This window comes from Chelativorans sp. ZYF759, from assembly GCF_012911015.1.
Lineage (GTDB): Bacteria > Pseudomonadota > Alphaproteobacteria > Rhizobiales > Rhizobiaceae > ZYF759.
In genome coordinates this window covers 553,968-579,903 of record NZ_WVVV01000001.1, presented here as the reverse complement: position 1 = coordinate 579,903, position 25,936 = coordinate 553,968, and the positions used below count along the sequence as shown (strand labels likewise).

At 64.4% G+C, this 25,936-nt stretch carries 28 protein-coding genes; 10 read left to right on the top strand and 18 right to left on the bottom strand.

The window, feature by feature from the left end:
- Positions 1-52: 52 nt before the first annotated feature.
- From GRZ55_RS02590 to hemC, 3 genes are all read right to left on the bottom strand, one after another.
- Positions 53-1,630 (bottom strand): COG4223 family protein, encoded by a 1,578-nt coding sequence (locus tag GRZ55_RS02590; protein WP_169285306.1) that lies wholly within the window; start codon positions 1,628-1,630, stop codon positions 53-55.
- A 74-nt stretch (positions 1,631-1,704) separates the two neighbouring features.
- Entirely contained in the window at positions 1,705-2,415 is a 711-nt protein-coding gene (locus GRZ55_RS02585) for a uroporphyrinogen-III synthase (protein WP_169285305.1), read from the bottom strand.
- A 1-nt stretch (position 2,416) separates the two neighbouring features.
- Positions 2,417-3,346 (bottom strand): hydroxymethylbilane synthase, encoded by a 930-nt coding sequence (hemC, locus tag GRZ55_RS02580; RefSeq protein ID WP_169285304.1) that lies wholly within the window; start codon positions 3,344-3,346, stop codon positions 2,417-2,419.
- Positions 3,347-3,454: 108 nt separating this feature from the next.
- Between hemC and tsaD the strand changes: the two genes are divergently transcribed.
- From tsaD to GRZ55_RS02555, 5 genes are read left to right on the top strand one after another with little or no spacing between them, the layout of a single operon-like run.
- Entirely contained in the window at positions 3,455-4,543 is a 1,089-nt protein-coding gene (gene tsaD / locus GRZ55_RS02575; protein WP_169285303.1) for a tRNA (adenosine(37)-N6)-threonylcarbamoyltransferase complex transferase subunit TsaD, read from the top strand.
- A complete protein-coding gene (locus GRZ55_RS02570; protein WP_169285302.1) occupies positions 4,540-5,523 on the top strand; it encodes an NAD(P)H-dependent glycerol-3-phosphate dehydrogenase in 984 nt (327 codons plus the stop codon). The genes tsaD and GRZ55_RS02570 overlap by 4 nt, the downstream gene beginning before the upstream one ends.
- Positions 5,524-5,542: 19 nt before the next feature.
- Positions 5,543-5,839 (top strand): YciI-like protein, encoded by a 297-nt coding sequence (locus GRZ55_RS02565; protein WP_169285301.1) that lies wholly within the window; start codon positions 5,543-5,545, stop codon positions 5,837-5,839.
- Complete coding sequence (locus GRZ55_RS02560; RefSeq protein ID WP_169285300.1) at positions 5,839-6,264, top strand: EVE domain-containing protein; 426 nt, start codon at positions 5,839-5,841, stop codon at positions 6,262-6,264. The genes GRZ55_RS02565 and GRZ55_RS02560 overlap by 1 nt, the downstream gene beginning before the upstream one ends.
- Positions 6,261-6,929, top strand: coding sequence for a methyltransferase (locus tag GRZ55_RS02555; protein WP_169285299.1), 669 nt, complete (start codon positions 6,261-6,263; stop codon positions 6,927-6,929). The genes GRZ55_RS02560 and GRZ55_RS02555 overlap by 4 nt, the downstream gene beginning before the upstream one ends.
- 66 nt (positions 6,930-6,995) lie before the next feature.
- Here GRZ55_RS02555 and GRZ55_RS02550 read toward each other — a convergent pair whose 3' ends face one another.
- The gene (locus tag GRZ55_RS02550; protein WP_210257181.1) at positions 6,996-7,541 is read right to left on the bottom strand and encodes a L,D-transpeptidase; all 546 of its coding nucleotides are present in this window, start codon (positions 7,539-7,541) and stop codon (positions 6,996-6,998) included.
- Positions 7,542-7,666: 125 nt separating this feature from the next.
- Between GRZ55_RS02550 and GRZ55_RS02545 the strand changes: the two genes are divergently transcribed.
- Together GRZ55_RS02545 and GRZ55_RS02540 are read left to right on the top strand one after the other, a co-directional pair.
- Complete coding sequence (locus GRZ55_RS02545) at positions 7,667-8,350, top strand: response regulator transcription factor (protein ID WP_169285298.1); 684 nt, start codon at positions 7,667-7,669, stop codon at positions 8,348-8,350.
- Positions 8,351-8,408: 58 nt separating this feature from the next.
- Complete coding sequence (locus GRZ55_RS02540; RefSeq protein ID WP_169285297.1) at positions 8,409-8,861, top strand: Crp/Fnr family transcriptional regulator; 453 nt, start codon at positions 8,409-8,411, stop codon at positions 8,859-8,861.
- A gap of 1 nt (position 8,862) precedes the next feature.
- Here GRZ55_RS02540 and GRZ55_RS02535 read toward each other — a convergent pair whose 3' ends face one another.
- The 7 genes from GRZ55_RS02535 to tesB form a co-directional block, all read right to left on the bottom strand.
- A complete protein-coding gene (locus GRZ55_RS02535) occupies positions 8,863-9,669 on the bottom strand; it encodes an exodeoxyribonuclease III (protein ID WP_169285296.1) in 807 nt (268 codons plus the stop codon).
- Between the two features lie 129 nt (positions 9,670-9,798).
- Positions 9,799-10,479 (bottom strand): outer-membrane lipoprotein carrier protein LolA, encoded by a 681-nt coding sequence (locus GRZ55_RS02530; RefSeq protein WP_169285295.1) that lies wholly within the window; start codon positions 10,477-10,479, stop codon positions 9,799-9,801.
- A gap of 117 nt (positions 10,480-10,596) precedes the next feature.
- Complete coding sequence (locus GRZ55_RS02525) at positions 10,597-13,161, bottom strand: DNA translocase FtsK (RefSeq protein WP_169285294.1); 2,565 nt, start codon at positions 13,159-13,161, stop codon at positions 10,597-10,599.
- A 113-nt stretch (positions 13,162-13,274) separates the two neighbouring features.
- Positions 13,275-14,309 (bottom strand): sensor histidine kinase, encoded by a 1,035-nt coding sequence (locus GRZ55_RS02520; protein ID WP_169285293.1) that lies wholly within the window; start codon positions 14,307-14,309, stop codon positions 13,275-13,277.
- 188 nt (positions 14,310-14,497) lie between these two features.
- Positions 14,498-15,865, bottom strand: a complete 1,368-nt coding sequence (locus tag GRZ55_RS02515) for an ammonium transporter (RefSeq protein WP_169285292.1) — start codon at positions 15,863-15,865, stop codon at positions 14,498-14,500.
- Positions 15,866-15,893: 28 nt separating this feature from the next.
- Entirely contained in the window at positions 15,894-16,232 is a 339-nt protein-coding gene (locus GRZ55_RS02510; RefSeq protein ID WP_169285291.1) for a P-II family nitrogen regulator, read from the bottom strand.
- A gap of 220 nt (positions 16,233-16,452) precedes the next feature.
- Positions 16,453-17,328, bottom strand: coding sequence for an acyl-CoA thioesterase II (gene tesB, locus GRZ55_RS02505; RefSeq protein WP_169285290.1), 876 nt, complete (start codon positions 17,326-17,328; stop codon positions 16,453-16,455).
- A gap of 106 nt (positions 17,329-17,434) precedes the next feature.
- Between tesB and GRZ55_RS02500 the strand changes: the two genes are divergently transcribed.
- The 3 genes from GRZ55_RS02500 (at position 17,435) to GRZ55_RS02490 (ending at position 20,485) form a co-directional block, all read left to right on the top strand.
- A complete protein-coding gene (locus tag GRZ55_RS02500; RefSeq protein ID WP_169285289.1) occupies positions 17,435-18,697 on the top strand; it encodes a ubiquinone biosynthesis hydroxylase in 1,263 nt (420 codons plus the stop codon).
- Between the two features lie 94 nt (positions 18,698-18,791).
- Positions 18,792-19,217, top strand: coding sequence for an OsmC family protein (locus GRZ55_RS02495; RefSeq protein WP_169285288.1), 426 nt, complete (start codon positions 18,792-18,794; stop codon positions 19,215-19,217).
- Positions 19,218-19,363: 146 nt separating this feature from the next.
- Positions 19,364-20,485, top strand: coding sequence for a Glu/Leu/Phe/Val dehydrogenase (locus GRZ55_RS02490; protein ID WP_169285287.1), 1,122 nt, complete (start codon positions 19,364-19,366; stop codon positions 20,483-20,485).
- 74 nt (positions 20,486-20,559) lie between these two features.
- Here GRZ55_RS02490 and msrA read toward each other — a convergent pair whose 3' ends face one another.
- The 7 genes from msrA to GRZ55_RS02455 all read right to left on the bottom strand — a co-directional run bounded on the left by msrA (position 20,560) and on the right by GRZ55_RS02455 (position 25,813).
- Entirely contained in the window at positions 20,560-21,162 is a 603-nt protein-coding gene (msrA, locus tag GRZ55_RS02485; RefSeq protein ID WP_169285286.1) for a peptide-methionine (S)-S-oxide reductase MsrA, read from the bottom strand.
- Positions 21,163-21,270: 108 nt separating this feature from the next.
- Positions 21,271-22,050, bottom strand: coding sequence for a succinate dehydrogenase iron-sulfur subunit (locus GRZ55_RS02480; protein ID WP_169285285.1), 780 nt, complete (start codon positions 22,048-22,050; stop codon positions 21,271-21,273).
- A gap of 12 nt (positions 22,051-22,062) precedes the next feature.
- Positions 22,063-23,913: a succinate dehydrogenase flavoprotein subunit gene (gene sdhA / locus GRZ55_RS02475; RefSeq protein WP_368856572.1), complete on the bottom strand. Its 1,851-nt coding sequence runs from the start codon at positions 23,911-23,913 to the stop codon at positions 22,063-22,065.
- A gap of 3 nt (positions 23,914-23,916) precedes the next feature.
- Entirely contained in the window at positions 23,917-24,300 is a 384-nt protein-coding gene (gene sdhD / locus GRZ55_RS02470) for a succinate dehydrogenase, hydrophobic membrane anchor protein (RefSeq protein ID WP_169285284.1), read from the bottom strand.
- 2 nt (positions 24,301-24,302) lie between these two features.
- Positions 24,303-24,707, bottom strand: a complete 405-nt coding sequence (sdhC, locus tag GRZ55_RS02465) for a succinate dehydrogenase, cytochrome b556 subunit (RefSeq protein WP_169285283.1) — start codon at positions 24,705-24,707, stop codon at positions 24,303-24,305.
- A 173-nt stretch (positions 24,708-24,880) separates the two neighbouring features.
- A complete protein-coding gene (locus GRZ55_RS02460) occupies positions 24,881-25,228 on the bottom strand; it encodes a hypothetical protein (protein WP_169285282.1) in 348 nt (115 codons plus the stop codon).
- A gap of 111 nt (positions 25,229-25,339) precedes the next feature.
- Complete coding sequence (locus tag GRZ55_RS02455; RefSeq protein ID WP_169285281.1) at positions 25,340-25,813, bottom strand: GNAT family N-acetyltransferase; 474 nt, start codon at positions 25,811-25,813, stop codon at positions 25,340-25,342.
- Positions 25,814-25,936 lie beyond the last annotated feature (123 nt).

Here is a 25,936-nt window from a genome sequence, read left to right as displayed (position 1 = left end):
AAATGATCTTGGAAGGGTGAGGGACCTGTGGCCCTTTGCGCGATACCATGCCCTAGGACGCCCTCAGCGCGCCGGTCAACGCCTCGTCCATCAACCCGTCGACTTCGTGGCGCGCGCGCACGCCTTCCATGTAGTCGGCGCCCGCCGATTGGGCAGCTGCCGGAAGCGCCTCGTATTCGGACAGCGCCGTTCCGTATTCGCCCTCGCGCACCGCCGCCTCCAGCCGCGCCACGATTGCCTCGGTGCTGTCGCCCTCGATCGCGCCTATGGGACGCACGGCCACAAGATCGCGCGCGCTCTGCCACAGATTGCCGAGAAAGTCCGCACCCTCGTCACGCGCGCGCCCTGCGGCGACCATCCGGTCGGCGGCGGCAGGTAAATCGGCCAGGATGGCGCTGCGTGTCGGCACGCCAGCTTCCGCAAACGCGCCCAGGCTTGCCACGCTCTCCGCATCCGGCGCCAGCGACGCATATGTTTCGAGTTCGCTCTGGAACCCGTTACCGCGATCGATCGCCATCTTCAGCGCGGATGCCGCGATGACCAGCGCCGCGCGTGGTTCATCCGCCCGCTCGCCCATTTCCGTCCGCACCGCGGCAAGCTCCTGCTCGAGCCCGTCCATGCGCGCGGCCAGTTCATCGTCCTGGCCTGCGCCGGCTTCGATCGCTTCCACCCGTGATTCGAGCGCGGCAAAGCGTTCATCGGCTTCGGCCTGCAGACCATCCGGCGAGCCGTCACCGATGGTGGCAAGCGCAGATTCCACCGCGTCGAGCCGCTCCTGGAGCGGCTGCAGATCGGCCGCCTCGCCACTCCCATCGGGAAGATCGGCCTGAAGCGAAGCGAGTTCGTCGCGCAGCGGGGCGACGCTCGCCTCGACCGCCTCGCCGATGCGGGCGTCGATGTCCTCCGACGTTGCACCCGTTTCGTCGTCCGCCATGGCCTGTCGCAACTCGTCGATCTGCATCCGCAACTCGGCGACCTCGCCACTGCCGCGTGCCGCCGTTCCTACCGGCCACATGCCTGCCCACTGGAGGACCGCGACCAGAAGCAACGCGATCAGCCCGCCCGCGAGGCCGGCGAGAAGTGCCGTTCCCCGGCCTGGCCTTGCAGACGCGGTGCCCCGCGTATCGGAAGGCGGCTTCATGCCTCCTGCACCGCCGGCACCGGAGGGCGGAACCGCAGGACCTGAAGCCTTTCGTTCGGCGCCGGCACCATCCTTGTGGTTCGCCTTGGAGCCGTCGGATGTCGTGCCGGCATCGCTCTGCGCCTTGCTTGCGGCCGAGGGGGAAGCCGCGGACCCGGCTTTGGTGGATTCAGGTCCTCCAGCGGCCGCCTTGGCCTGTGAGACGGAGGGTGACGCCGTCGGCTCGGCCTGCGCCGGGCCGCTGCCTTGCGACTTGGTATCACCGGCGGGCGCGACAGGGTCGGCTTTGGCCTCCCCCGCTCCAGTTGAGGCGGATTTCTCTCCCGTATTGCGGGAGGTGCCGATGGCGCCGTCGTCTGGCTTGGAGGGTGCCGTATCGGCCGAAGGTTTGGCCTCGCCTGGCTTTCGCTCCACGTCCTTGGGATCGAGATCGATGGTCACAGGCTCCTTGCGTGGCTTGGAGTGTTTGGGACCGGGCGACTTGACCATGGCGGAACTCCACTCGAATTCGGATATCGCCTCCTGCTCTAGCACATGGCGACCGTCTGAAAAGGGCGAAGCTCTCAGACCTTCGCCTTAACGAGTGCCAGAAGCGCCGGTTCCGAGGGTTCCGCGGCAACCTCAACGTGACGATTTGCAAGTTGCGCGGCTGCCTTGGCGGAAATGCTGAGAATCATCGTGCCGGCAAACAGATCGCCAAGTTCCGGCCGCGACATGATGCCAGCCAGCAACTCGCCGCCACGCCGGGAATGGATGAGCGCAAGATCGAATGGACGGTCGGCCACCGCCTCGCGAATAGCCGATGACGGATAGCCGACTGCGACCGCGTCATAGACTTCCAGCGGGGTTACATCGATCCCGGCATCCCCGAGCGCGTCTTCCAGCGAGAGGGAGCGCACGCGTCCGCAGGGGTAGAGAAGCCGCGATCCGCGAGGCAAACGGGATATGATGTCCTCTGAAAGACTGGCTGCATCGCCCCTGCTCTCCAGCACCACCTTCAGTCCGGCCAACCGGGCAGCTTCTCCGGTTGCCGGCCCTACCGCATGGCAGGGCAGCTCGCGCATAACCACCAGCAGATCCGGTGAAGCCATCCGCACCGCATTGGCGCTGGTCAGGACGACGCCGTCGAAGGAGGCAGCATTCTTGACGGTACCGGCAAGAGGTTCGATCCGGGTCAGGGGAAGAACGACGGCTTCCAGGCCCATTTCCCTCAACCGTGCCGCCGTCGCCGAAGCGCCCGGTTCGGGGCGCGTCACCATCACGCGCCGAGCCATCTCAGGTCCAGCTGTCGAAGAAAGTCGTACCAGCCCGCGCCCGGACCGTCTCGCCGGCTCGCCCGCCGATCGAGGCCGCATCCGAAATCCCTCCATCGGCTTCGATCTCGTGAACCTCGGCGCCATCCGGCGTCAGGATCATGCCGCTGAAGGCGATCCGGTCCCCCTCGACGCGGGCATGCCCGGCAATGGGTGTCCGGCACGAACCGTCCAGGGCGGCGAGGAACGCCCGCTCGCAGGACAGCGCGGCTTCGGTCTCGCCATGCCCGATCGGAGCGAGCATGTCGCGGACACGCGTGTCGCCTATCCTGCTCTCGATGCAGATCGCCCCCTGGCCCGGGGCGGGCGGAAATCGGTCGACGGGCAGAAGTTCGGTGATCACCTCGGCCATGCCCAGCCGACGCAAGCCGGCATTGGCAAGAAGCGTGGCGCCGACCTGGCCTTCGTTCAACTTGCGCAGCCGCGTTTGCACATTGCCGCGGAACATCACCACTTCGACATCCGGGCGCAGGCGGCGGATGAGCGCCTGACGGCGCAGCGACGATGATCCGACCACGGCGCGCTCCGGCAATTCCTCGAGCTTCGCCGCGGCGCGGCCGATGAAAGCATCGCGGACATCCTCCCGCTCTAGAAAACAGGAGAGTTCCAGTCCTTCCGGCAGCGCCGTGGGCATGTCCTTCGAGGAATGGACGGCGATATCGATCCCGCCGGTGAGCAGCGCCTCCTCGATCTCCTTCGTGAAGAGCCCCTTGCCGCCAACTTCCGACAGCGGACGATCCTGAATACGGTCGCCGCTGGTCGAGATGACGACGATCTCGAAATCATCCTCCTGCAGGCGGTGAGCTGCCATCAGCCGCGCCCGTGTCTCGCGCGCCTGGGCAAGCGCGAGTTCACTTCCGCGGGTGCCGATCTTCAAGACTCGTGTTTGCATGCCATCGGGTCCGTGATAGGTCCGGCTCGGATTTCGGGCCGCTCTGGCCTACCTATAGGCGAACTGCTTTTGCGGCAACATCGGCCGGGATATGTTGGGCGAAACGGCATGAGGAAGGTGCTCGGAATCGAGACGAGCTGCGACGAGACGGCGGCGGCAATCGTCTGTCTCGACGACCTCGGCGCGGGCCACATCCTGTCCAATGTCGTTGCCAGCCAGATTGAGGACCACGCCGCCTATGGCGGAGTCGTGCCCGAAATCGCCGCGCGGGCGCATGTCGAACTGCTCGATGGCGTGATCAATAGGGCAATGGACGACGCGGGTGCGGAGCTTGCCCAGCTGGATGCCATCGCCGTGACCGCGGGACCCGGCCTCATCGGCGGCCTGATCGTGGGCACCATGACCGCAAAGGCGATGGCCGCCGCGTCGGGCAAAAGCCTGATACCGGTCAACCATCTGGAGGGACACGCCCTGACCGCCCGACTGACTGACGGTCTTGCGTTCCCCTATCTGCTGCTGCTGGTCTCCGGTGGTCACACGCAGATTCTGCTCGTTGAGGGCGTCGGCCGCTATCGACGATGGGCGACCACGATCGACGACGCGCTGGGCGAAGCCTTCGACAAGACCGCGAAGCTGCTCGGTCTGCCTTATCCCGGCGGGCCGAATGTCGAGCGCGCGGCTCGCACCGGCGACCCCTCGCGCTTTGCTCTTCCGCGACCGCTCGCCGGCAGCCAGCGCCTCGATTTCTCGTTTTCCGGTCTCAAGACAGCAGTCCGACAGGTCGCGACGTCGCTGGCGCCGCTGAGCGACGCCGATGTCGCGGACATCTGCGCCTCTTTCCAGAGCGCGGTCACCCGCACGCTGAGCGAGCGCGTGGGCCGCAGCCTCGACCGCTTTCTATCAGAGCATCCCGGCATCGCCTTGCCCACACTCGTTGTCGCGGGCGGCGTGGCTGCCAACCAGGCTATACGATCGACCCTCGATGGCCTGTGCCGGGAGCGCGGCGCACGCCTTGTGGCGCCACCGCTCGAACTCTGCACCGACAATGCCGCGATGATCGCCTGGGCCGGCCTCGAACGGCTGAATGCGGGCCTCGTGCCAGCAGAGGCGTTCGCCCTGGCGCCCCGCGCGCGCTGGCCGCTCGATGAGACGGCGGCAGCACGCGTCGGATCGGGCAAACGGGGGGCCAAGGCATGAGCGACAGGATCGCGGTGGTCGGCGGAGGCGCCTGGGGCACGGCATTGGCACTGACATCGGCCAGAGCCGGCCATGAGACGCGTCTGTGGGCGCGCGACGCCGAGACGGTGCGTTCCATTGTCGAACGACAGGAGAACCCACGCTACCTGCCCGGCATCCGCTTCGACGAACAGGTGGAGGCGACCGGCAATCTCGGCCATGCGCTGAGAGGCGTCGACTGTGTGCTGGTCGCGACGCCCGCTCAGAGTCTGCGCCAGATGCTCTTGGCGATGCGCGACCATGTGACATCGACCGTCCCGCTCGTGCTGTGCGCCAAGGGCATTGAACGCGACACAGGGCAGCTGATGTCCGACATTGCCGCGGAAGTCCTGCCAATGAGCCCGGTCGCGGCGCTCTCCGGGCCGAGTTTTGCAGCCGACGTGGCGCGTGGCTTGCCGACGGCCGTCACCGTGGCCGCGCAAAGCGCCGAGCACGCCTCGCAGCTGGCCGAGCTTCTGTCCGCGCCGCATTTCCGGTGCTATTCGTCCGACGACCTGATTGGCGTTGAGATCGGCGGTGCGCTCAAGAATGTCATGGCCATCGCGGCCGGCGCCGCGGCCGGTGCCGGGCTCGGCGCCAGCGCTCAGGCAGCGTTGGTCACGCGCGGTTTCGTGGAGCTGCGCCGCATCGGCGAAGCGCTGGGCGCACGGCCGGAAACCCTGTTCGGCCTGTCGGGACTGGGTGATCTCGTTCTTACCTGCTCGTCGCCGCAATCGCGCAATTTTGCGTATGGCATGGCGCTCGGGCGTGGCGAAAGCCTGGCGAACCGCCCTCTCGCCGAAGGCGTGGCGACAGCCGCGATCGCGGTGAGAATCACCCGCGAACGGGGGATTGAAGCCCCGATCACCGTTGCCGTCGAGGGAATTCTGGCCGGCCGGATAACCATCCATCAGGCCGTGGAGGCGCTCATGTCACGCCCGCTCAAGAGCGAAACGGAATGACGAAAAAACGAGGTAACCGATGATCTTCCTTCTGATCTGCAAGGACAAGCCGGGCCACATCCAGACCCGAGTCGACACACGGCCGGAACATGTCTCCTATCTCAACCGTCTCAATGAGGCGGGCAAACTCAAATTTGCCGGACCCATGCTCGACACAGCGGGCCAGGCAAGCGGCTCGCTCGTGGCGGTCGAAGCTGCGAGCAGGGGTGAGGCCGAGGGCATCGCGACCGATGACCCCTATTCGAAGGCCGGCCTGTTCGAGAGCGTCGTCGTGCAGCAGTGGAACTGGACCTTCAACAACCCGGAGAACGCCTGATGCGCTACTGGCTCTTCAAGTCCGAGCCTTTCAAATGGTCCTGGGAGATGCAGAAGGCCAAGGGCAAGGCGGGCGAGCAATGGGATGGCGTGCGCAACTACCAGGCACGCAACAACATGCGCGAGATGAAACTCGGCGACCAGGGCTTCTTCTACCACTCCAACGAAGGTCTGGAGGTCGTCGGCATCGTCGAAGTCTGCGCGCTGGCCCATCCGGATTCCACGACCGACGATCCCCGCTGGGAATGTGTTGATATTCGAGCGCTCAAGGACATGCCGAAGCCGGTGTCCCTCCCCGACATCAAGGCCAACCCCAAACTCGCCGATATGGTGCTGGTCAACAATTCGCGGCTTTCGGTCCAACCCGTGGCGCCCGAAGAATGGGCCGAGATCTGCCGCATGGGTGGTCTCGACGCCGCGACATGAGCGAGGTGGCGGCAGATGAGGCTGCGCGAACGGCCTTCATCCGCGCCAACACCGCGATCCTGCGGCCGCCCCATGTGCCGGAAATCCCTTTGCACATGGCGGCGGAGGCGCACGAACTGTGGCTGAAGACGGAAGACGAACTCCGGGAGATCGGCCTGCCGCCGCCGTACTGGGCTTTTGCCTGGGCCGGCGGCCAGGGGCTGGCCCGCTTCATCCTCGACCATCCCGAAACTGTGGCCGGCAAGACGGTCCTGGATTTCGCCACCGGCTCGGGACTTGTTGCCATAGCAGCGATGAAATCGGGCGCGCGCCGCGCGCAGGCCTGCGATATCGATCCGTTCTGTGCGGCAGCCACGACCCTCAATGCCGGCTTGAACCAGGTACCGGTGGAAACCATGACCCAGGACCTGATCGGCACCCTGGGCGATTGGGACGTGGTTCTGGCCGGAGACGTGTTTTACGACCGCGACCTGGCTGGTCGGCTGATGCCATGGTTCTCCGCTCTGGCGGCCGGGGGCGCCATCATCCTCGTGGGAGATCCCGGCCGCGCCTATTTGCCGATATCGGGGCTGGAACGGCTGGCCACTTACACGGTGCCGGTGACGCGGGCGCTGGAAGACGCAGAGGTCAAGACGACATCGGTGTGGCGGATCGCGACGCCCTGATGGGATTTTGCCCGGCAGCGCGCTGATCATGGGCCGGCGTGGAAGGGTGCTGCAAAGGGTCCTTGGTCACCCGACGACGCGGATGACCGTTCGCTTCGAAAGGAGCGGCAGGATCATACGCATGGTCCGGGGGTCAACTGCGATACAACCCTCGGTCGGCTGGAGGCCGGGCTTGGCCACGTGCAGGAATATCGCGCTGCCCGCCCCGCGCATACGCCTGCCATAATTCCAATCCAGAACGATCACGTGATCGTAAAGTCGATCATGACGATGCATGTGTTCATGGCTGGCGGGATAGGGCAATTGAACGGGGCGGTTGTAGTTCGGATCCGACGGAGCGTCGCACCATCCATCCTCTGCATGGATGATTCGGAAGCCGAGCGCGGAATTCGGGCGCCGAGCGCGATCGCCGCGCCAGTAGCCCTCCAGCACGCGCATCGCCGCCATGGGCGTCGCCCCATCTCCCTCCCGCTTCATCGCCCGGATGCCGCCGCGCCCGAGCGCGCAAGGAAAGACGCGTCCGCCTATCGACAGAAAACCTTGGCGCGGATTGCCCGGCCGTGCCCGCACGGTGGCCAGCCGACAGGATTGTCCTATATTCTTGGCAAGCATGCATTTCACCCGGCACGCACGGTGCTGGGCACCTCGTTAGATCGTCGTGACCACACGTTCAATTATCGCGATTACATCCATAAGCCGGTTTCGCCCGGTCGGCCATGCAGAACTGGAATGAACCCATGACCTCACGCACCATCCTGATCGTTGATGACGATGCCGAGCTTCGCGAGACTCTTGTCGAGCAACTGTCGCTCTATGAAGAGTTCTCGGTGGTCGAGGAAGACACCGCGTCCAAGGGTATTCAGGCCGTGCGCGGCAATCTGATCGATCTCGTGATCATGGATGTCGGCCTGCCGGACATGGACGGACGCGAAGCTGTCAAGCTTTTGCGCAAGGGCGGCTTCAAGGCCCCCATCATCATGCTGACGGCGCAGGATACGGATTCCGACACGATCCTTGGGCTCGAAGCCGGTGCGAATGACTACGTGACCAAGCCGTTCCGGTTCGCCGTGCTCCTGGCACGCATCCGTGCCCAATTGCGCCAGCACGAGCAAAGTGAAGACGCGACGTTCCTGGTGGGCCCCTATACGTTCAAGCCAAGCCAGAAGCTGCTCACGGATGAGAAGGGTGGCAAGATTCGGCTGACCGAAAAAGAGTCCGCGATCATCAAGTACCTGTACCGCGCCGAAAAGAAGGTCGTGACCCGCGATATCCTGCTGGAAGAGGTCTGGGGCTACAATTCGGGCGTCACAACCCACACTTTGGAGACGCATGTCTACCGTCTGCGCCAGAAAATCGAGCGCGACCCGTCAAATGCCGAAATTCTGGTGACAGAGAGTGGCGGCTACAAGCTCGTCCCTTGACGCAGCCCGGTTGGAATAGAACAAGCGGGAGGGGGCTGCAGAAAACCGGGGACGCCTTATGGCGGTCGACGACGACATTCGTATCCTGTCGGGTGTGAGCCTTTTCTCTGAACTGGCAAATGAACATCTGCGCCTGCTCGCCTTTGGATCCGAGAACGTTTCGTGCCCTTCCGGCACGATACTCTACCGCCAGGGAGATCCGGCGGACGGTGCCTATGTGGTGGTCAAGGGGCGCGTCGTGCTGTTCCGCGAACGCGATGGCGAGAGCGAAGACCTCGCCACGCTCGACGCCGGCACCCTGCTGGGCGAAATGGCACTGATCGCCGACACGCGGCGCATGACGCATGCGCGCGCCGACACGCAGACCGAGCTGTTGCGGGTCAACCGCAAGCTCTTCCGTCGCGTCCTTGAGGAATATCCCGAACTGGCGGCCAAGCTGCACCAGCGCATTTCGCGCGACCTCCAGGACCTTCTTGCCCGCATCACCGCACTGGGGCCGCGCTTCGGCTAGCTTAGTCGATGTCGAAGCGGGCGATCACCGGGACATGATCGGATGGGCGCTCCCAGCCACGGGCCGCGCGCAAGACTTCAACGCCGTTCATGGCGTCGGCCAGCCCCGGCGACGTCCAGACATGGTCGAGGCGACGACCGCGGTCCGAAGCGGCCCAGTCCCTGTTGCGATAGCTCCACCAGGTGAACAGCTTTTCCTCCGGCGGAATGTGGCGGCGCATCAGGTCGACCCAGCCCCCGGCTTTGCGCATCGTTTCCAGACCTTCGGTTTCCACGGGGGTGTGGCTGACCACCTTCAGCAACTGACGGTGCGACCAGACATCTGTCTCGAGGGGCGCGATGTTGAGATCGCCGACCAGTATCGATGCAGCCGCCGGTCCCTCCGTCGCCGGGACACTGTGCATCTCGGCCACGAAATCCAGCTTGTGGCGAAATTTTGGATTGATCTCCGGATCCGGCTCGTCGCCACCCGCCGGGACATAGAAATTATGCACGAGGATCTTGCGACCGCCGGCCTCGACATTGGCCGAGAGGTGGCGGCAGTCGCCCTTGGTGCAGAAATCCCGCTTCTCGACAAGTTCAAGCGGCCGGCGCGAGATCGTCGCCACCCCGTGATAGCCCTTCTGTCCGCTGATCTGGATATGTTCATAGCCCAGCTTTCTCAGCGGCTTGAACGGGAAGACATCGTCAGGACACTTGGTTTCCTGAAGACACAGCACGTCCGGCTGGAACTCCTGAAGAAAGTGCTCGACCAGCGGCATGCGCAGGCGCACGGAGTTGATGTTCCAGGTGGCGACGGTGAAGGGCATGGAGGGATCCGGGCGGTGAATTCTGGCGGGGAACCTGCCAGCCGCCCGCCCACAAGGCAACCGGCCGGCGCCTGGTCGGCACCGGCCGGTTGAAATTCCACAGAAAATGGCTCGACAGAGCGTCTGGTGCTACTGACGCTGCGTGTTGATCTCGTTGATCCGCTGGTAGTTGATCTGGAAGATCGAGGGGTCGAACTGTACGCCCTGCTCGACATTGAAGATCATCACCGTGGTGTCGCGCCCCTGTGCATCGGTGATGGTCCACTGGCGCAGATCGTAGGTCTCGGGATCGAACATCATGGTGATGATGGAATCGCCAAACATTGAATTGTCGGCGATGCGGATCGTCGTCAGATCGTCATCCTGCACCACTTCGCGAACCCGCCCGCCCGATAGGTCGATCCGGTCGCCCAGGATGAGCTGGAGGGGCGTGCTGGACAGCGAATAAAGGTCCGCCGTTCGCAGGCGGCGGTTCTCCATGACGACCGACCGGCCGTCCGCTGTGACGCGGAAATTCGACGGCTCCTCGTAGTCGAAACGCAGCTTGCCCGGCCGTTCGATATAGAACTTGCCGCCCGTCTGCTCCCCGCGCGGTCCGAACTGAACGAATTCACCCATCATGGTGCGCACGCTTGAGAAGTGACTGGCGACCCGCTGCGCGACCTCGGTCGAGGCTGCGGCCGGCGTGGCCAGCACGCCCAGGGGCAGGAACTGCGATCCCGCTGCGAGCACGAGTGCGGCACAGGCCGAGCCGAGCAGGCGGCGGCGGGATATCCCGGCGGAGGAGGAGTTTGTCTTGGTGATCGTCATGTCTCGGTCATCCTGGCTGATGATGGTCATCTAGGCGGCCAGTTTGGCTGAAGTTGGGCCGGTCCTTGGCAGGGGCAGTCGAAAAATGTCCTGCCTGCGAAGTCGTTCCCTGGCCCCTCAAAACGCCTCCTCCTCGGTGGGCACGAGAATCTCGCGCTTGCCGGCGTGGTTGGCGGGGCCCACGATGCCTTCTTGTTCCATGCGTTCGATGATGGAGGCGGCACGGTTGTAGCCGATGCCAAGCCGGCGCTGGATGTAGCTGGTTGACGCCTTGCCGTCGCGCAGCACAACCGAGACAGCCTGATCGTAAGGATCGTCCGAATCCTCGAAATTCCCGCCGCTGCCGCTGCCGCCCCCGGCGGAGCCACCGTCCTCGTCGTCCTCGTCCTCGGTGATGGCGTCGAGATAGTCGGGCACGCCCTGCGTCTTCAGATGCGCGACGACCTGCTCCACCTCCTCGTCGGAAACGAAGGGCCCGTGCACGCGCTGGATGCGGCCGCCGCCCAGCATGAAGAGCATGTCGCCCTGGCCCAGAAGCTGCTCGGCGCCTTGCTCGCCAAGGATCGTGCGGCTGTCGATCTTCGATGTCACCTGGAACGAGATGCGGGTCGGGAAATTGGCCTTGATCGTGCCGGTGATGACGTCGACCGATGGCCGCTGGGTGGCCATGATGACATGGATACCGGCCGCGCGCGCCATCTGCGCGAGCCGCTGGACGGCGCCCTCGATGTCCTTGCCGGCCACCATCATCAGATCGGCCATCTCGTCGATGATGACCACGATATAGGGCATCGGCTCCATCTCGAGATGCTCGGTCTCGTAGATCGCCTCGCCGGTCTCGCGGTCGAAGCCGGTCTGCACGGTACGGGTGATCGGCTCACCCTTCTTCTCGGCCTGGCCGACGCGCTGGTTGTAGCCGTCGATGTTGCGCACGCCGAGCTTGGACATCTTGCGATAGCGGTCCTCCATCTCGCGCACGGTCCATTTCAGCGCCACCACCGCCTTCTTCGGGTCGGTCACGACCGGCGTCAGCAGATGCGGGATGCCGTCATAGACTGAAAGCTCCAGCATCTTGGGGTCGATCATGATCAGGCGACACTCTTCGGGCTTCATTCGATAGAGAATCGACAGGATCATCGTGTTGATGGCCACCGACTTGCCCGAGCCGGTGGTGCCGGCGACCAGCAGGTGCGGCATCTTGGCGATGTCGGCGATCACCGATTCGCCGTTGATCGACTTGCCGAGCGCCAGCGCCAGCTTGGTCTTGGTCGTCTCGAAGTCGCGGCTGGCCAGAAGTTCGCGCAGAAAGACGGTCTCGCGCGAAGAGTTCGGCAGCTCGATGCCGATGGCATTCCGGCCCGGGACGACGGCCACGCGGCAGGCGATCGCGCTCATCGAGCGGGCGATATCATCGGCAAGCCCGATCACGCGCGACGACTTGATGCCTGGCGCCGGTTCCAGCTCGTAGAGTGTGACAACAGGGCCGGGACGAACATGGATGATCTCGCCCTTGACGCCGAAATCCTCCAGCACCCCTTCCAGCAGCCGTGCATTCTGCTCCAGCGCGTCCTTCGACAGGGACGGATCGCGCTTCACGTTCTTGGGCTCGGCCAGGAAATGCAGCGAGGGCATCTCGAAACCTTCCGATCGGATCAGGGAGCCCTGCGCCTCGCGCGCCACCCGAGCGCCGGGTTTCGGTGCCGCAACCGGGTTGTCGACCCGCTTGCTGACCGGCTGGTCGGACATCGGCATATCGGAAAAATCGTCGAACGTGTCCTCGTCGTCCTCCCGCTGGGGCCGACCGAGATGCACCGAGGCATCCTCGAAGCCGGGCTCCATGCGTCCTCGCCGCGCTTCGGCCAGTTCGAGTTCGTCCAGCCCGTCATCGAATGCCTCGCGCTTGATGCGCGGCAGAATCTGCCGATCGCCCATGCGTCTGCGAATGAAGGCGCGTCCCGACAGCCACCAATGCGTGACCGCGCCGAGCAGCGGCGTGCCGCGATCGTCCTCGTCGTCCTCTTCGTCGTCGAACTGCTCCTCGTCGTCGACATCCATCTCTTCGACCGGCTGGCGCTTCGCGCGTTTCGGCTTGGCTTTTGCGGGCTGGGGGCGCGCCAGGACAGCCGCCCCGAACAGGCCGAGCCACAGGGTCGGAACGAGAAGCACGGCGGCAATGGCAAATCCTGCCAGCCCCGATGGGTAGCCGCCCATCAGCCGGGCCGGCAGAGCCAGAACCAGATCGCCGAACACGCCGCCGAGACCGGTTGGCAACGGCCAGGTCGGCGGCGCCTCGACGCAGCCGGCCACGCCGGCAGCGAGTATCGCGGCACCCGCCCACGCCAGCGCACGACGCGGCCGGCGGTCGATCTCGCGCCCCGACAGGAGAAGCAGGCCCCACAGCACGGCCGGAATCAGCGCGAAGACACTCGCCAGTCCCAGGAATTGCATGGCCAGATCTGCCAGCACCGCGCCCGGATAGCCCATGGCATTGGAGACCGGATTGTTCGTGGCATGGCTGAAGCTTGGGTCCGCGACGTTCCAGGTCGCGAGCGAAGCGATGGTGAAACCGACACCCGCAATCAAGGCGAGCCCCAGCAGGCGAGCGCCCAATCGCCGGAGAAAGCGGCTCAGGCCGCTTCTCGAATCATCAAACCCCAACAGCGCGGATGCTCCGAACCCCATGGACCCACCTCGATACCTTGAACACGCCGCCTCCAGCAGCAGGCGGTTTTCGGTAATCTATGCGGCGTTAGGTTAAGGCGGCATTAACCATGCAGGGGGCGAGAGGTCGAAGGTCAGAGGTCGTGAAAGCGGATTTCGGAGACCGAGCCTTCCGCCGACAGCATCGAGAAGGAGGCCCCGATCTGCTCCGAAAGCTGTCGGGCGACCAGCAACCCCAGGCTGCGGACGGAAGCCAGGTCGAAACCGTCCGGCAGCCCTGCCCCATCGTCACTGATCGTCAGCACCACTTCCTCATTGGACTGCTTGCGCAGGTCGACCTTGATGGTTCCCTCTTGTCGTCCCCGAAAGCCGTGCTCGAGCGAATTGGACACCAGCTCGGCCACGATGAGCGCCACCGGCACGGCCCGGTCGGAAGACAGGTAGAGTTCGTCACCTTGCACGATGCACGTGATGTTGCCCTGCTCACCCGCCGCTTCGAGCATATCGCGACATAGATCCTCCAGGAACGCGGCGAAGGGCAGCTGCTGGCCATCGGGATTGTGGAGCTTGCGATGGATCCTGCTGATCAGGGCGAGCCGCGTCGCCGCGGCGTCCAGCGCCTTGATCGCCGCCTCATCCTGCACGGCCCTTCGTTGCATGCGCAGCAGGGACGACACGACGGAAAGATTGTTCGAGATTCGGTGCTGCATCTCCTGGAACATCAGATCCCGGGACGACGCCAGCTGGCGGCTGAATTCGCGCTCCCTGTCGAGGGCGAGCAACCATTTGAACATCAGATGGATGATCGCCACGTCGACAATCGCCACGGCGACGAAGAAACCGAGCGCGAGCGCCGCGGGGCCGTCTATCCCCAATCCGTTGAAGGGAGGAATGAAGAAGAACCAGGATGCCAGCGCCGAGGCCACCACGACGAGCATGCCGGGGCCCAGCCCGCCGATGAAAGTGGTCAGGATCACGGCAGGGAAGAACGTCAGGAACGGAAACCCTGGCGGAAGAATGTCATCGATCAGGTATCTGAGCCCGAAGGCAAAAAGGAAGGAAACGACGGCGATCAGCCAGCGCGATGGCCTGTGGTGAATCTCGACGAGCCCTCTTACCAACCGGCTCATGCCGAACGGGCTGAGATTGCCTTCCACTGGAAACTCCATTCATGCCGGGTCGCCTGCCCGAGCTTCATGAAACGCAGGCAAGTCCAGCAGCATGAAGCGTGTCTGGAGCCTGGATTCCAATGTCACGCGCCCATCACCGGTGCAAGCGTCCGGTCCAAAAAAGAAGGACCCGGCGAACCGGGTCCTTCCAGCTTGTGACGGCAACACCTGCCGCGAGTGAGTCCGGTTCAGCGAACGTTTCCGCCCGTGAACTCGGGATAGGCTTCCACGCCGATTTCGGCGACGTCGAGTCCCGTCATCTCGTCTTCGGGGCTGACGCGCACGCCGATGGTGACCTTCAGGATCATCCACACGATGAACGAGGCGATGAAGGCGAACGCGCCCATGGCCACGATGCCGATGATCTGGACCCCGAAGGAAGCGTCACCATTGGTGACGGGAACCACGAGCGTGCCCCAGATGCCGGCCAGAAGGTGGACCGGGATCGCACCGACCACGTCATCGATCTTCAGCTTGTCGAGCAGCGGGACCGAGAAGACCACGATCGCACCGCCGACGGCGCCGATGATGATGGCCGCGAAAGGTCCAGGCGTCAGCGGCTCTGCCGTGATGGCGACGAGGCCTGCCAGGGCGCCGTTCAGCACCATGGTGATGTCGACCTTGCCATAGACCAGCTGCGTCAGGATGAGCGCGGCGACCACGCCACCGGCCGCTGCCAGGTTGGTGTTGGCGAAGATGCGGCTGATGTCGGAGATGTCGGCGTTTGTACCCATGGCGAGCTGCGAGGCACCGTTGAAGCCGAACCAGCCGAGCCACAGGATGAACACGCCGAGCGTGGCGAGTGCCATGTTGGAACCGGGGATCGGGTGAACCGAACCGTCGGCGCCATATTTGCCGGCGCGCGCGCCGATCACGATGGCACCGGCAAGCGCTGCCCAGCCACCGACGGAGTGCACGATGGTCGAACCGGCGAAGTCGGAGAAGCCCATCGCATCGAGCCAGCCCTCGCCCCAGGTCCACGCGCCCGTGATGGGATAGAGGATACCGGTGAGCACCACGACGAAGATGAAGAAGGGCCACAGCTTCACGCGCTCGGCAACCGTACCCGAGACGATCGACGCCGCGGTCGCGACGAACACCATCTGGAAGAACCAGTCGGAGGCCACCGAATAGTCGCCCTCGTTGGTGGCGCCGGCTTCCGGCCAGCTATAGGGCCAGAACGTGCCGACATAGGAGCCGACATCGACATACATGATCGAATAGCCGAGCGCCCAGTACATGATGCCGGCGATCGAATAGAGGCCGACATTCTTGGTCAGCTGCATGGCGGTGTTCTTGGTGCGCACCATGCCGGCTTCCAGCATGGCGAAGCCCGCCGCCATCCACATGACCAGGATGCCGCCCAGCAGGAACAGTAGGGTGTTGAAGATGAACGCGGTTTCGTCAGCGGATGCAAAAGCCGGTGCGGCCTCTGTCACCTCCTCGGCGACCTCCTCTGCGGCGTCCTGCGCCCAGGCAGGCAGCGCCATGAAGGCGGTCAGCGCGGCGGAGGCCGCAGCCGCCCGCACGCCTGAAATGAGAGTCGGAATTTTCATAGCAATCTCCATTGAAGCTAAGCGCCGCCTAGAGCGCGTCTGCGTCGGTCTCGCCGGTGCGGATGCGCACCGCCTGGTCGAGTCCGTAGACAAAGACCTTGCCGTCGCCGATCTGACCGGTCTTGGCCGCGGTGGAGATCGCCTCCACGGCCTTGTCCGCCAGTTCGTCCGGGACGGCGATTTCGATCTTGATCTTGGGCAGGAAGCTCACTGCGTATTCGGCGCCGCGATAAATCTCCGTATGCCCCTTCTGCCGTCCGTAGCCTTTGACTTCGGTGACGGTCAGCCCCTGGATCCCGACTCCGGTGAGCGCCTCGCGCACCTCGTCGAGCTTGAACGGCTTGATGATTGCCATCACGATTTTCATCAGGTTTCACCCTTCGCTGTTGCGTGTCCCCCGCATGTGCAGGACGTCGCCGACCGCCAGAAGCGGCCGGAGATGACAAGGGTGAATCAAGAGCCGTGCCACATCGGCGCCACGCCCCTCAACAGCTTGTAAACAAAGGGTTCCGGCGCGGAAGCCTGCCATGTGCTTCGCACATGCAGCAACCAGACAGCCTAAGAAATGTGCATTTTTGCGATTTTGCCTACTTCGTAGGCTTCTTGCGCAGCCGCACCAGGCCCTCCTGCGCGGTAGAGGCGACGAGGGTCCCGTCCCGCGAATAGAGCAGTCCCCGCGAAAAGCCGCGCGAGCCGATCGCATTGGGGCTGTCGGCCGTGTAGAGCAGCCAGTCGTCGAGCGGGTGCGTGCGGTGGAACCACATCGCGTGGTCGAGACTCGCCATCTGGATCTGCGGGTCGAATCCCGACCTGCCATGGGGGAAGGTCGAGGTGTCGAGCAGCGTCATGTCGGAGAGATAGGCCAGGATGGCGGCCTGCAGGTGCCGGTCGTCCGGCACTTCGCCCGTCATGCGAACCCAGACGTGCTGGACGGGTTCCAGCTTCTCGCGACTGACGTAATGCGCCAGGTTGACCGGCTTGATTTCGAGCGGGCGTTCGCGCGCCCAGAACTTGCGGATCGCATCGGGAATGTCGAGGCCGCTCGATTCGATCAGCTCGAACTGGGTCTTCAACTCTTCAGGTGGCGGCACATCGAGAGGCATGGGCATCTGATGCTCCATCCCTTCTTCCTCGACATGGAAAGAGCATTCCAGCGAAAAGATGGCGTGGCCGTGCTGGATGGCGGTCACCCGCCGCGTGGTGAAGGAGCCTCCGTCGCGAAGCCGGTCGACCTGGTAGACGATCGGCACGGCGGGATCGCCCGGCAGCATGAAATAGCAGTGGAGCGAATGGACGAAACGCGCGCCTTCGACGGTGCGCTGGGCGGCAACGAGGGCCTGGCTGATGACCTGCCCGCCGAACACGCGCTGCCAGCCGACCTGCGGGCTGCGACCACGAAACAGGTTGTGCTCCAGCCTCTCCAGGTCGAGTATGGACAGAAGCTCCTGCATGGCCGATGTCATTGATGATGTTCCGTGTCGGTTGATGTCGTTGCCAGTGAGGCTGCCGGATTTCCGACAGGTTCGGGTGGCAAGTCAAGGTTTGTGAGATTCTAGCGGAGTGCGGGCGATGACCGGAGTGAGTTCGACCACCAGCGAGAGCGGGAAAGAAGCCTTCGACGTGGTCGTGGTCGGCGCCGGCTATGTCGGCCTTGCGACCGCCGTGTCGATAGCCGCCGCCCGGCCAAGTCTCAGTGTCGTCGTCGTGGACGCCGCGCCGCCGGAGGTCTGGAAGAACGACACGCGCGCCTCGGCTATCGCGGCTGCCGCCGGTCGCATGTTGGAGAGCCTCGGCTGCTGGGAGGAGATCGCGCCGGAGGCGCAGGCGATCACCGAGATGATCGTGACGGATTCCCGGACGGCCGACCCTGTTCGCCCGGTTTTTCTCACCTTTGACGGCGAAGTCGCCCCCGGCGAACCCTTTGCGCACATGGTCCCCAACCGCGCGCTCAATGGCGCGCTGCGCCGTCGCGCGAAGGAACTGGGCATCGAAATTCTGCCTGGAATGACGGCAACCGGGCTGGATATCGATCCCGTCCACGCGCGCCTTCAACTTTCCGACGGCCGGACGTTCGAGGCTCGCCTTGTGATCGCCTGCGACGGCGTCCGCTCCCGCCTGCGCGACATGGCCGGCATCCGGACGGTTGAGTGGCAGTACGGCCAGTCCGGTATCGTCTGCACCATCGCTCATGAGCGCCCTCATAACGGCCGCGCGGAGGAGCATTTCCTGCCGGCCGGCCCCTTCGCCATCCTGCCCTTGACCGGCAACCGATCATCCATCGTCTGGACAGAGCGGACTGAGGACGCCGATCGGCTGGTCAAGGAAGACGCGCTGATCTTCGAACATGAGCTCGAACAGCGTTTCGGCCTCAAGCTCGGCGAGATACGCGTCGAGGGAACGCCGCGTGCCTGGCCGCTCGGGCTGACCCTGGCTCGCGACTTCGTTCGCCCTCGGCTGGCGCTCGCCGGCGACTCGGCCCATGGCATCCATCCCATCGCCGGGCAGGGGCTCAATCTCGGCTTTAAGGATGCAGCAGCCTTGGCTGAGGTCGTGGTCGAGGCCGACCGGCTCGGCACCGATTTCGGCGCGCTCGACATTCTGCAGCGCTACGAGAGCTGGCGGCGTTTCGACACCTTCCAGATGGGGGTGACCACGGACGTGCTGAACCGACTGTTCTCCAACGACATTGCGCCGATCCGCGCCGTGCGTGACATCGGGCTGGGCCTGGTGGACCGCATGCCGGGCCTCAAGAGTTTCTTCATCCGACAGGCCTCGGGCCTTGCCGGGATGGCCGGACCCGCCCCCCGACTTCTTCGGGGCGAAGCGATCTGACCGGCAACGGTGGTCGCTGCCACCTGCAGACCCTATGTTGGGGGCTCGGCGCCTATCGCGCCATCAACACCCGACCGGTACAGGGAGACGACACATGCAGCGACACGCCACAGCAGTCTGGAAAGGCACCATCAAGGAAGGCAGCGGCACGCTGGATTCACAAAGCAGCGTGCTCTCCGCCACCCCCTATTCCGTGAAGGCTCGTTTCGAGGATGAGAGCGGCAAGGCGGGCACCAACCCGGAGGAACTGATCGCAGCCGCCCATGCCGGGTGCTTTGCCATGCAGCTCTCGGCCTTTCTGACCGAAAACGGCACGCCGCCCGACAGCCTGGAGGCAAAGGCGGTGGTCACGCTGGTGCCAGGCACGGGCATCACCGGCAGCGCCATCACGCTGAAGGGCTCCGTTCCCGGCATCGAGGAGGCCAAGTTCATGGAACTGGCCGAAAAGGCAAAGGCCAATTGCCCGGTCTCCAAGGCGCTGGGCGCCATCGATATCTCGCTCGACGCCACCCTGGCCTGACGGCCGGCAAATCGCCCTCGCGCGAAATAATCGCAACGCGCGAGGGTCTCCGGCGCAATGCGCTGTCCGCCAGACGGGCGCATTCGCAACCAAAAAAGCGTCGCTCTGGTTATTCTTCCTCTAGGTGAGATACCGGGAGGAACGACATGTTGCAGATGCGCGAAACACGCAGTCTCAGAAACCCCAGAGCGGGGTCGTCGCTTGTACTCAGCGACATCACAGCCCGCGCCAGCGCGCTCGCGGCCTTCGACAATCACGAACAGATATGGCTCGGACAGGACACGGAGCGTGGGCTGACGGCCATTGTGGCGATCCACGATACCTCGCTCGGCCCGGCACTTGGCGGCACACGGGTCTGGCCGCACCACAGTTTCGACGCCGCCCTGACCGACGCACTGCGTCTTTCGCGCGGCATGACCTTGAAGTCCGCGGTGGCGGGCATGCCCTTTGGTGGCGGCAAGGCGGTGATCATCGCCGATTCGAAGACCGACAAGACCCCAGCGCTCCTCGAGGCCTATGCCGAGATGCTTCTTGCCCTCAACGGTCAGTATTTCACGGGCGAGGATGTCGGCCTGACGCTGGCCGACGCCGATTTCCTGCGCGAACGCACCCCCAACGTCACCGGCACGACCAAAGGCGGCAGCGGCAACCCCTCGCCGGTGACCGCGCAGGGCGTGTTCTTGGGCCTGAAGGCTGCCGTTGCCCACCGGCGCGGCTCCGACCGGCTGGAGGGAATCCGGGTCGCGGTGCAGGGGCTGGGTTCGGTGGGACGCGCCCTTGCCGACAAACTCCACCGGGAGCGCGCGAAGCTGATTGTGGCGGACCTCGACGAAGCGCGGGTCCGAGACGCGGTGAAGTCTCTCGGTGCCACGGCCGCAACCACCGACATGGTCCTGTCTGTAGACGCAGACGTGCTAGCGCCCTGCGCGCTGGGTGGCCTGTTCACCGCGGAAACGATCCCGCACATCCAGGCAGAGATCGTGGCCGGCGCGGCCAACAACCAGCTTGCCCGTCACGAGGATGCCCGGCTACTGATGGAACGCGGCATCCTCTACGCACCGGACTACGTCATCAATGGCGGCGGACTGATCAATGTCGCGGCCGAATTGGCGCCGGGCGGGTACGACCGCGCCGATGCCATGGCACGGGTGGCTCGCATTCCGGAAGTGCTTGCCGACATTTTCCGTCGATCCGACGCCGAACGGCGCCCGACCAACGACATCGCGCAGGAAATAGCCGCCGAGCGACTGTCAGCCAGCCGCCGCTGATCTCCTTTCGAGGGGAGGCGCGTCCGTGACCTGTCCGTCAGAGGCCGGCCGGACGCGCATGCTCCTCGATGAGATCAGCTCCCGCCGATGCCGGAAAGCGCCTGGTCGCCCCAGACGTCCCTGACCCGCTGATCTCGACCGCACGCATTGCGGTAGAAGGAATAGCGCAGCGGGTTCTTGCGATAATAATCCTGATGGTACTCCTCGGCCGGCCAGAAGGTCGGGGCCGCCACGATATCTGTCGCGACTTCCTGCCCCAGGGTGGCCTCGGCCTCGGCCTTGGCGGCGTTCGCCTGCTCCAGTTGCGTCTCGTCCACCGCATAGACGGCCGTGCTGTAGGAAAAACCGCGATCGCAGAACTGGCCGCCGGCATCGAGCGGATCGACCGACCGGAAGAAGGAGTGCAACAGCTGCTCGTAGGTCACACGCGCCGGGTCGTACGCGATCAGGACGGCTTCGCGGTGGCGATAGGCCGTGTGGTTTTCGTAGGTCGGGTTCTCGTTCTCTCCGCCAATATAGCCGGAGGTCGTGGAGAGCACGCCGGGCACCTTGTCGAAATCCGATTCGACACACCAGAAGCAACCGCCGGCGAAGATGGCCTGTGCCGGCTCCTGGGCAAGTGTGGACGTAGCGCCAGCCAGGGTCAGCGACAGGGCGAGGGCAAAAGCGCGTATCATTCTGGATCCTCCGTTCGGAAGCCATTACGCACCCGAACGGCCTCCGGTTCAACGCAACCCGTCAACACGCTTGCGTGACGGCGTCTCCAGACCCGCCATGCACCGGTCTCAGACCCGCCGCTCGACCATCATCTTCTTGATCTCGGCGATCGCCTTGGCCGGGTTCAGGCCCTTGGGGCAGGCCTGGGTGCAGTTCATGATCGTGTGGCAGCGATAGAGCCGGAAAGGATCCTCGAGATTGTCGAGGCGCTCGCCGGTGTTCTCGTCGCGGCTGTCGATCAGCCAGCGATAGGCCTGAAGCAGCACGGCCGGACCCAGATACCGCTCGCCGTTCCACCAATAGGACGGGCAGGACGTCTGGCAGCAGAAGCACAGGATGCACTCGTAAAGCCCGTCCAGCTTGGCGCGGTCCTCGCGGCTCTGCTCCCATTCCTTGGCGGGCTCGGGCGAGACCGTCTGCAGCCAGGGCTGGATCGAGGAGAGCTGGGCGTAGGGCACGGTGAGGTCGGGAACCAGATCCTTGACCACCGGCATGTGCGGCAGCGGATAGACCTTGACCGCACCCGACACCTCGTCGGCACCCTTGGTGCAGGCCAGCGTGTTGGTCCCGTCGATATTCATGGAGCAGGACCCGCAGATGCCTTCGCGGCAGGAGCGGCGGAAGGTCAGCGTCGGGTCGATCTTGTTCTTGATCCAGACCAGCGCGTCGAGGATCATCGGCCCGCAATCGTCGGCATCGACATAATAGGTGTCGACGCGCGGATTTTCCTCGTCATCCGGCGACCAGCGATAGACCTTGTACTCGCGCAGATTGGCCGCGCCCTCGGGCTTCGGCCAGACCTTGCCGTCACGAATCTGCGAGTTCTTGGGAAGTGTGAGCTGAACCATGTTTCCTCGCGATCAGTAGACGCGCTTCTGCGGGGCAATCTTGGCCGGATCGATGCCGCCTTCATTGTGCCCGAGCAGCGGCTCCGTGTGCACGGCGCGGTAGTCGAGCTTGACGTTGCCGGCCTCGTCCACCCAGGAGAGCGTGTGCTTGCGCCAGTTGGCGTCGTCGCGCTCGGAGAAGTCCTCGCGCGCATGCGCCCCGCGGCTCTCCTTGCGGGCCTCGGCCGCATAGACGGTGGTGATGGCATTGGCCATCAGATTTTCCAGTTCCAGCGTCTCGACCAGATCCGAATTCCAGATCAGCGACCGGTCATGGACCTTGATGTCGCTCAGGCCGCTCCAGATTTCGGAAATCCGCTTGCAGCCTTCCGCCAGCGTCTCCTGCGTACGGAAAACGGCCGCCTCCTCCTGCATCGCCTTCTGCATCCTGTCGCGCAGCTGCGCGGTCGGCGTGCCTCCATTGGCATGCCGCAGGCGGTCGAAGCGGTCCATGATGCGCTCGCACGCCATCTCGTTGACCGGCGGGACCTTGGAATCCCGATCCACCACCTGGCCTGCCTTGATGGCCGCGGCGCGCCCGAAGACGACCAGATCGATAAGCGAGTTTGAGCCGAGGCGATTGGCGCCATGCACGGAGGCGCAGGCCGCCTCGCCCACCGCCATCAGACCGGGCGTCACGCGATCCGGATCATCGGCCGTCGGTGCCAGCACCTCGCCCCAATAATTGGTCGGAATGCCGCCCATGTTGTAGTGCACGGTGGGCAGCACCGGGATCGGCTCGCGGGTCACGTCGACACCGGCGAAGATCTTGGCCGATTCGGCGATACCGGGAAGCCGCTCGTGGATCACGGCCGGGTCGAGATGGTCCAGATGAAGGAAGATGTGGTCCTTCTCCTTGCCGACGCCGCGTCCTTCGCGAATTTCCATGGTCATGCAGCGCGAGACGACGTCGCGTGAGGCCAGGTCCTTGGCCGAGGGCGCGTAGCGCTCCATGAAGCGCTCGCCTTCGGAATTGACCAGATAGCCGCCCTCGCCGCGCACGCCTTCGGTAATCAGACAGCCGGCGCCATAGATGCCGGTCGGGTGGAACTGAACGAACTCCATGTCCTGGAGCGGCAGGCCGGCCCGGGCGATCATGCCATTGCCGTCGCCGGTGCAGGTATGGGCGGAGGTGCAGGAGAAATAGGCGCGGCCGTAACCGCCGGTCGCAAGAACCACCATCTTGGCTGCGAAACGGTGCATCGTGCCGTCGTCGAGGTTCCAGGCCACCACGCCGGTGCACACGCCGTCATCGCTCATGATCAGGTCGAGCGCGAAATATTCGACGAAGAACTGTGCGTTGTTGCGGACCGACTGGCCGTAGAGCGTATGCAGGATCGCGTGGCCGGTACGGTCGGCTGCCGCACAGGTGCGCTGGACGGGCGGCCCCGCGCCGAAATTCTGCATGTGGCCGCCGAAGGGCCGCTGGTAGATCTTGCCGTCCTCGGTACGGCTGAAAGGCACACCGTAATGTTCGAGCTCGTAGACGGCGGCCGGGGCTTCGCGCGCGAGATATTCCATCGCGTCGACGTCGCCCAGCCAGTCCGACCCCTTGACGGTGTCGTACATGTGCCATTGCCAGCTGTCCGGGCCCATATTCTGCAGCGAGGCTGCGATGCCGCCCTGCGCGGCGACCGTATGGGAGCGGGTCGGGAAGACCTTGGTGATGCAGGCCGTCTTCAGACCCTGCTCGGCCATGCCGAGCGTGGCGCGCAGTCCCGCGCCGCCGGCGCCCACGACCACCACGTCATAGGAATGGTCGACCGTGCGATATGCCTTGCCATTGATACCCGGAGCAGCTCCGTTTGTGCCGTTTTCAGCCACGACTTAGCCTCCGAACGAGATTTTGAGCAGGGCAAAGGCCGAAACCAGTCCCGCCACGAGTGGGAAAAAGATGTTGAGCATGATCAGGATGGTGCGCAACGGTTCGGAATGAACGTAGTCCTCGATGACGACCTGCATGCCGAGCTTCATGTGGTAGAGCATCGAGGCGAGCGCGAGCAGCATCACGATGGTCACGAAGGGATTGGCGAGCGTGGCCACCACCTGGGCATGGGACGCGCCGTTGAGAGCGACCATCAGCCCGACGAAGAACAGGACGAGCGGCACGTTGGCGACGGCTGTCAGGCGCTGGCGCCAGAAGTGCTCCGTGCCTTCCCTGGCTGAGCCCAGGCCGCGAACAACGGCGAGCGGGGTACGAAAACGGGCCATCTTCAAGCTCCCCTGACCATGTAGCCGACCACCCAGATCAGCACGGTCAGGGCGACCGAGATGAAGGGCATGGCGATCGCGATGCGCGTCGAAGACGACTTCTCGAGACCGAGTCCGGTGTCCCATACGAGATGGCGAATGCCGCCGATCATGTGGTGCATCAGAACCCAGGTGTAGCCGAAGAGCACCAGCCGCCCGATGAGCGACCCGAGCACCCAGTTGACCGTCTCGAAATGACTGGGCGATGTGGCCGCGGCAATCAGCCACCAGACGATGATGAGCGTACCGAAATAGAGTGCGCTGCCGGTAATGCGATGCAGGATCGACATCGCCATGGTTGGTATGAAGCGATAGATCTGCAAATGCGGAGACAGCGGTCTTGCATGCGATGCTGTGGGTCTGGACATGTCTTCCCCGGTTGGCTGGCCGTGGCGAAACGGCAAGAAGCGCCGCGGAGATCGCCGCGCGCTGGCTGACGGGGTTTTAGTGCGCATTTTGCATTGCGTCAAAGCCGGAAAATGACGCAGCCGAAAGTGCTTGCAGCAAGTTCCGGACTTCAACCGATTGAAGCGTTTGGCGGTCAGCGCCGGCAGGTCATCGGCGTGGCCCCCGCTCGCATCCAGAGCGCCTCGCGCTCGTTGATCACCAGTGCATGACCATCGGCGCCGTAGCGGCTGCTTTGCCCCGGAGGCGAAGCCGAAAGACGCACCGTTGTCGCGCTGGAATCGGTCGCAACGAGGCTGGCACCATCGCCGGTGAGCCTGAGCCTCTCGCCACCCCCGCAGTCGAAACTGAGGTCGATGGCTCTCGGTTGGGAAGGCGTCTCCGATGGAATCCCATTGGCAACACATCCGGAAGCGAGCGTGGCGACCAGCGGCAGTGCAAGGATCAGCCGGGCTGACAGTCGGGTGGAGAGGAGCGGAATCATGGCGGGGAGAGCTACGCGGACGGGAGCAATCGATCAACCCTCGGCCCATCAGTTTGGATTTCAGGCGGAAATTGTTTCGCCGGCACAGGAATGTGAGCGGCATGGCGCCGCTCACTGCCCCACATCGAACCGGATCACATGGCTGGTCCAGTCGGCCGGGGCCGCAATCTGCTCGTAGAGCTTGCGGCCGTCCTCCGGCTGCCGGGGGGCATTGAGCACCAGCCTTGCCCAGCCGCGCGATTCGGCCTCGTCCGACAGAAGGTCGATCAGAGCCCGGGCGATCCCCTGGCCGCGATGCTCATGGTGCACGAAAAGGTGATCCACGACGCCGGACCGAAGTCCCGAAACCGGATCGGGCAAGTCGTGGAAGATCGCAAAGCCAACCAGCTTGCCGTCGAGGCGGGCTCCCAGCACGTTGACCGTTGCGTCCTGCAGGATCGTCTCGGCGTAGAAATCGTCGGGCCGGCGCGGTGCGCCGCGCTTCAATGCCTGGACGTAATCCGCCAGTAGCGGCGCAAATTCGTGAGCCTGAGCGAGGCCGAGAAGCGAGATATCGATGCTGTGCGGGTTCGACTGATCGGACATGTTGGAAGTGGAGAACCCAATTAACCATGTTTGTCAATTGCCACTCAAACCCGCCTCATAAGAGGCCTGCACCCCGTGACAAAGGTTAAGAAAGCGTTAACTTTCTCCATTCGATGCGCGCCT

Excerpts from the sequence above, each read along its gene's own strand:
- GRZ55_RS02545 (WP_169285298.1), top strand. The coding sequence starts at position 7,667 with ATGACCTCACGCACCATCCTGATCGTTGATGACGATGCCGAGCTTCGC.
- GRZ55_RS02480 (WP_169285285.1), bottom strand. The coding sequence starts at position 22,050 with ATGGTTCAGCTCACACTTCCCAAGAACTCGCAGATTCGTGACGGCAAG.
- GRZ55_RS02500 (WP_169285289.1), top strand. The coding sequence starts at position 17,435 with ATGACCGGAGTGAGTTCGACCACCAGCGAGAGCGGGAAAGAAGCCTTC.
- GRZ55_RS02495 (WP_169285288.1), top strand. The coding sequence starts at position 18,792 with ATGCAGCGACACGCCACAGCAGTCTGGAAAGGCACCATCAAGGAAGGC.
- sdhC (WP_169285283.1), bottom strand. The coding sequence starts at position 24,707 with ATGTCCAGACCCACAGCATCGCATGCAAGACCGCTGTCTCCGCATTTG.
- tesB (WP_169285290.1), bottom strand. The coding sequence starts at position 17,328 with ATGACATCGGCCATGCAGGAGCTTCTGTCCATACTCGACCTGGAGAGG.
- hemC (WP_169285304.1), bottom strand. The coding sequence starts at position 3,346 with ATGCAAACACGAGTCTTGAAGATCGGCACCCGCGGAAGTGAACTCGCG.
- GRZ55_RS02520 (WP_169285293.1), bottom strand. The coding sequence starts at position 14,309 with ATGGAGTTTCCAGTGGAAGGCAATCTCAGCCCGTTCGGCATGAGCCGG.
- GRZ55_RS02540 (WP_169285297.1), top strand. The coding sequence starts at position 8,409 with ATGGCGGTCGACGACGACATTCGTATCCTGTCGGGTGTGAGCCTTTTC.
- sdhD (WP_169285284.1), bottom strand. The coding sequence starts at position 24,300 with ATGGCCCGTTTTCGTACCCCGCTCGCCGTTGTTCGCGGCCTGGGCTCA.
- GRZ55_RS02455 (WP_169285281.1), bottom strand. The coding sequence starts at position 25,813 with ATGTCCGATCAGTCGAACCCGCACAGCATCGATATCTCGCTTCTCGGC.
- GRZ55_RS02525 (WP_169285294.1), bottom strand. The coding sequence starts at position 13,161 with ATGGGGTTCGGAGCATCCGCGCTGTTGGGGTTTGATGATTCGAGAAGC.
- msrA (WP_169285286.1), bottom strand. The coding sequence starts at position 21,162 with ATGATACGCGCTTTTGCCCTCGCCCTGTCGCTGACCCTGGCTGGCGCT.
- GRZ55_RS02585 (WP_169285305.1), bottom strand. The coding sequence starts at position 2,415 with ATGGCTCGGCGCGTGATGGTGACGCGCCCCGAACCGGGCGCTTCGGCG.
- GRZ55_RS02565 (WP_169285301.1), top strand. The coding sequence starts at position 5,543 with ATGATCTTCCTTCTGATCTGCAAGGACAAGCCGGGCCACATCCAGACC.
- GRZ55_RS02560 (WP_169285300.1), top strand. The coding sequence starts at position 5,839 with ATGCGCTACTGGCTCTTCAAGTCCGAGCCTTTCAAATGGTCCTGGGAG.
- tsaD (WP_169285303.1), top strand. The coding sequence starts at position 3,455 with ATGAGGAAGGTGCTCGGAATCGAGACGAGCTGCGACGAGACGGCGGCG.
- GRZ55_RS02460 (WP_169285282.1), bottom strand. The coding sequence starts at position 25,228 with ATGATTCCGCTCCTCTCCACCCGACTGTCAGCCCGGCTGATCCTTGCA.
- GRZ55_RS02535 (WP_169285296.1), bottom strand. The coding sequence starts at position 9,669 with ATGCCCTTCACCGTCGCCACCTGGAACATCAACTCCGTGCGCCTGCGC.
- GRZ55_RS02530 (WP_169285295.1), bottom strand. The coding sequence starts at position 10,479 with ATGACGATCACCAAGACAAACTCCTCCTCCGCCGGGATATCCCGCCGC.
- GRZ55_RS02515 (WP_169285292.1), bottom strand. The coding sequence starts at position 15,865 with ATGAAAATTCCGACTCTCATTTCAGGCGTGCGGGCGGCTGCGGCCTCC.
- GRZ55_RS02490 (WP_169285287.1), top strand. The coding sequence starts at position 19,364 with ATGTTGCAGATGCGCGAAACACGCAGTCTCAGAAACCCCAGAGCGGGG.
- GRZ55_RS02510 (WP_169285291.1), bottom strand. The coding sequence starts at position 16,232 with ATGAAAATCGTGATGGCAATCATCAAGCCGTTCAAGCTCGACGAGGTG.
- GRZ55_RS02550 (WP_210257181.1), bottom strand. The coding sequence starts at position 7,541 with ATGCTTGCCAAGAATATAGGACAATCCTGTCGGCTGGCCACCGTGCGG.
- GRZ55_RS02570 (WP_169285302.1), top strand. The coding sequence starts at position 4,540 with ATGAGCGACAGGATCGCGGTGGTCGGCGGAGGCGCCTGGGGCACGGCA.
- GRZ55_RS02555 (WP_169285299.1), top strand. The coding sequence starts at position 6,261 with ATGAGCGAGGTGGCGGCAGATGAGGCTGCGCGAACGGCCTTCATCCGC.
- GRZ55_RS02590 (WP_169285306.1), bottom strand. The coding sequence starts at position 1,630 with ATGGTCAAGTCGCCCGGTCCCAAACACTCCAAGCCACGCAAGGAGCCT.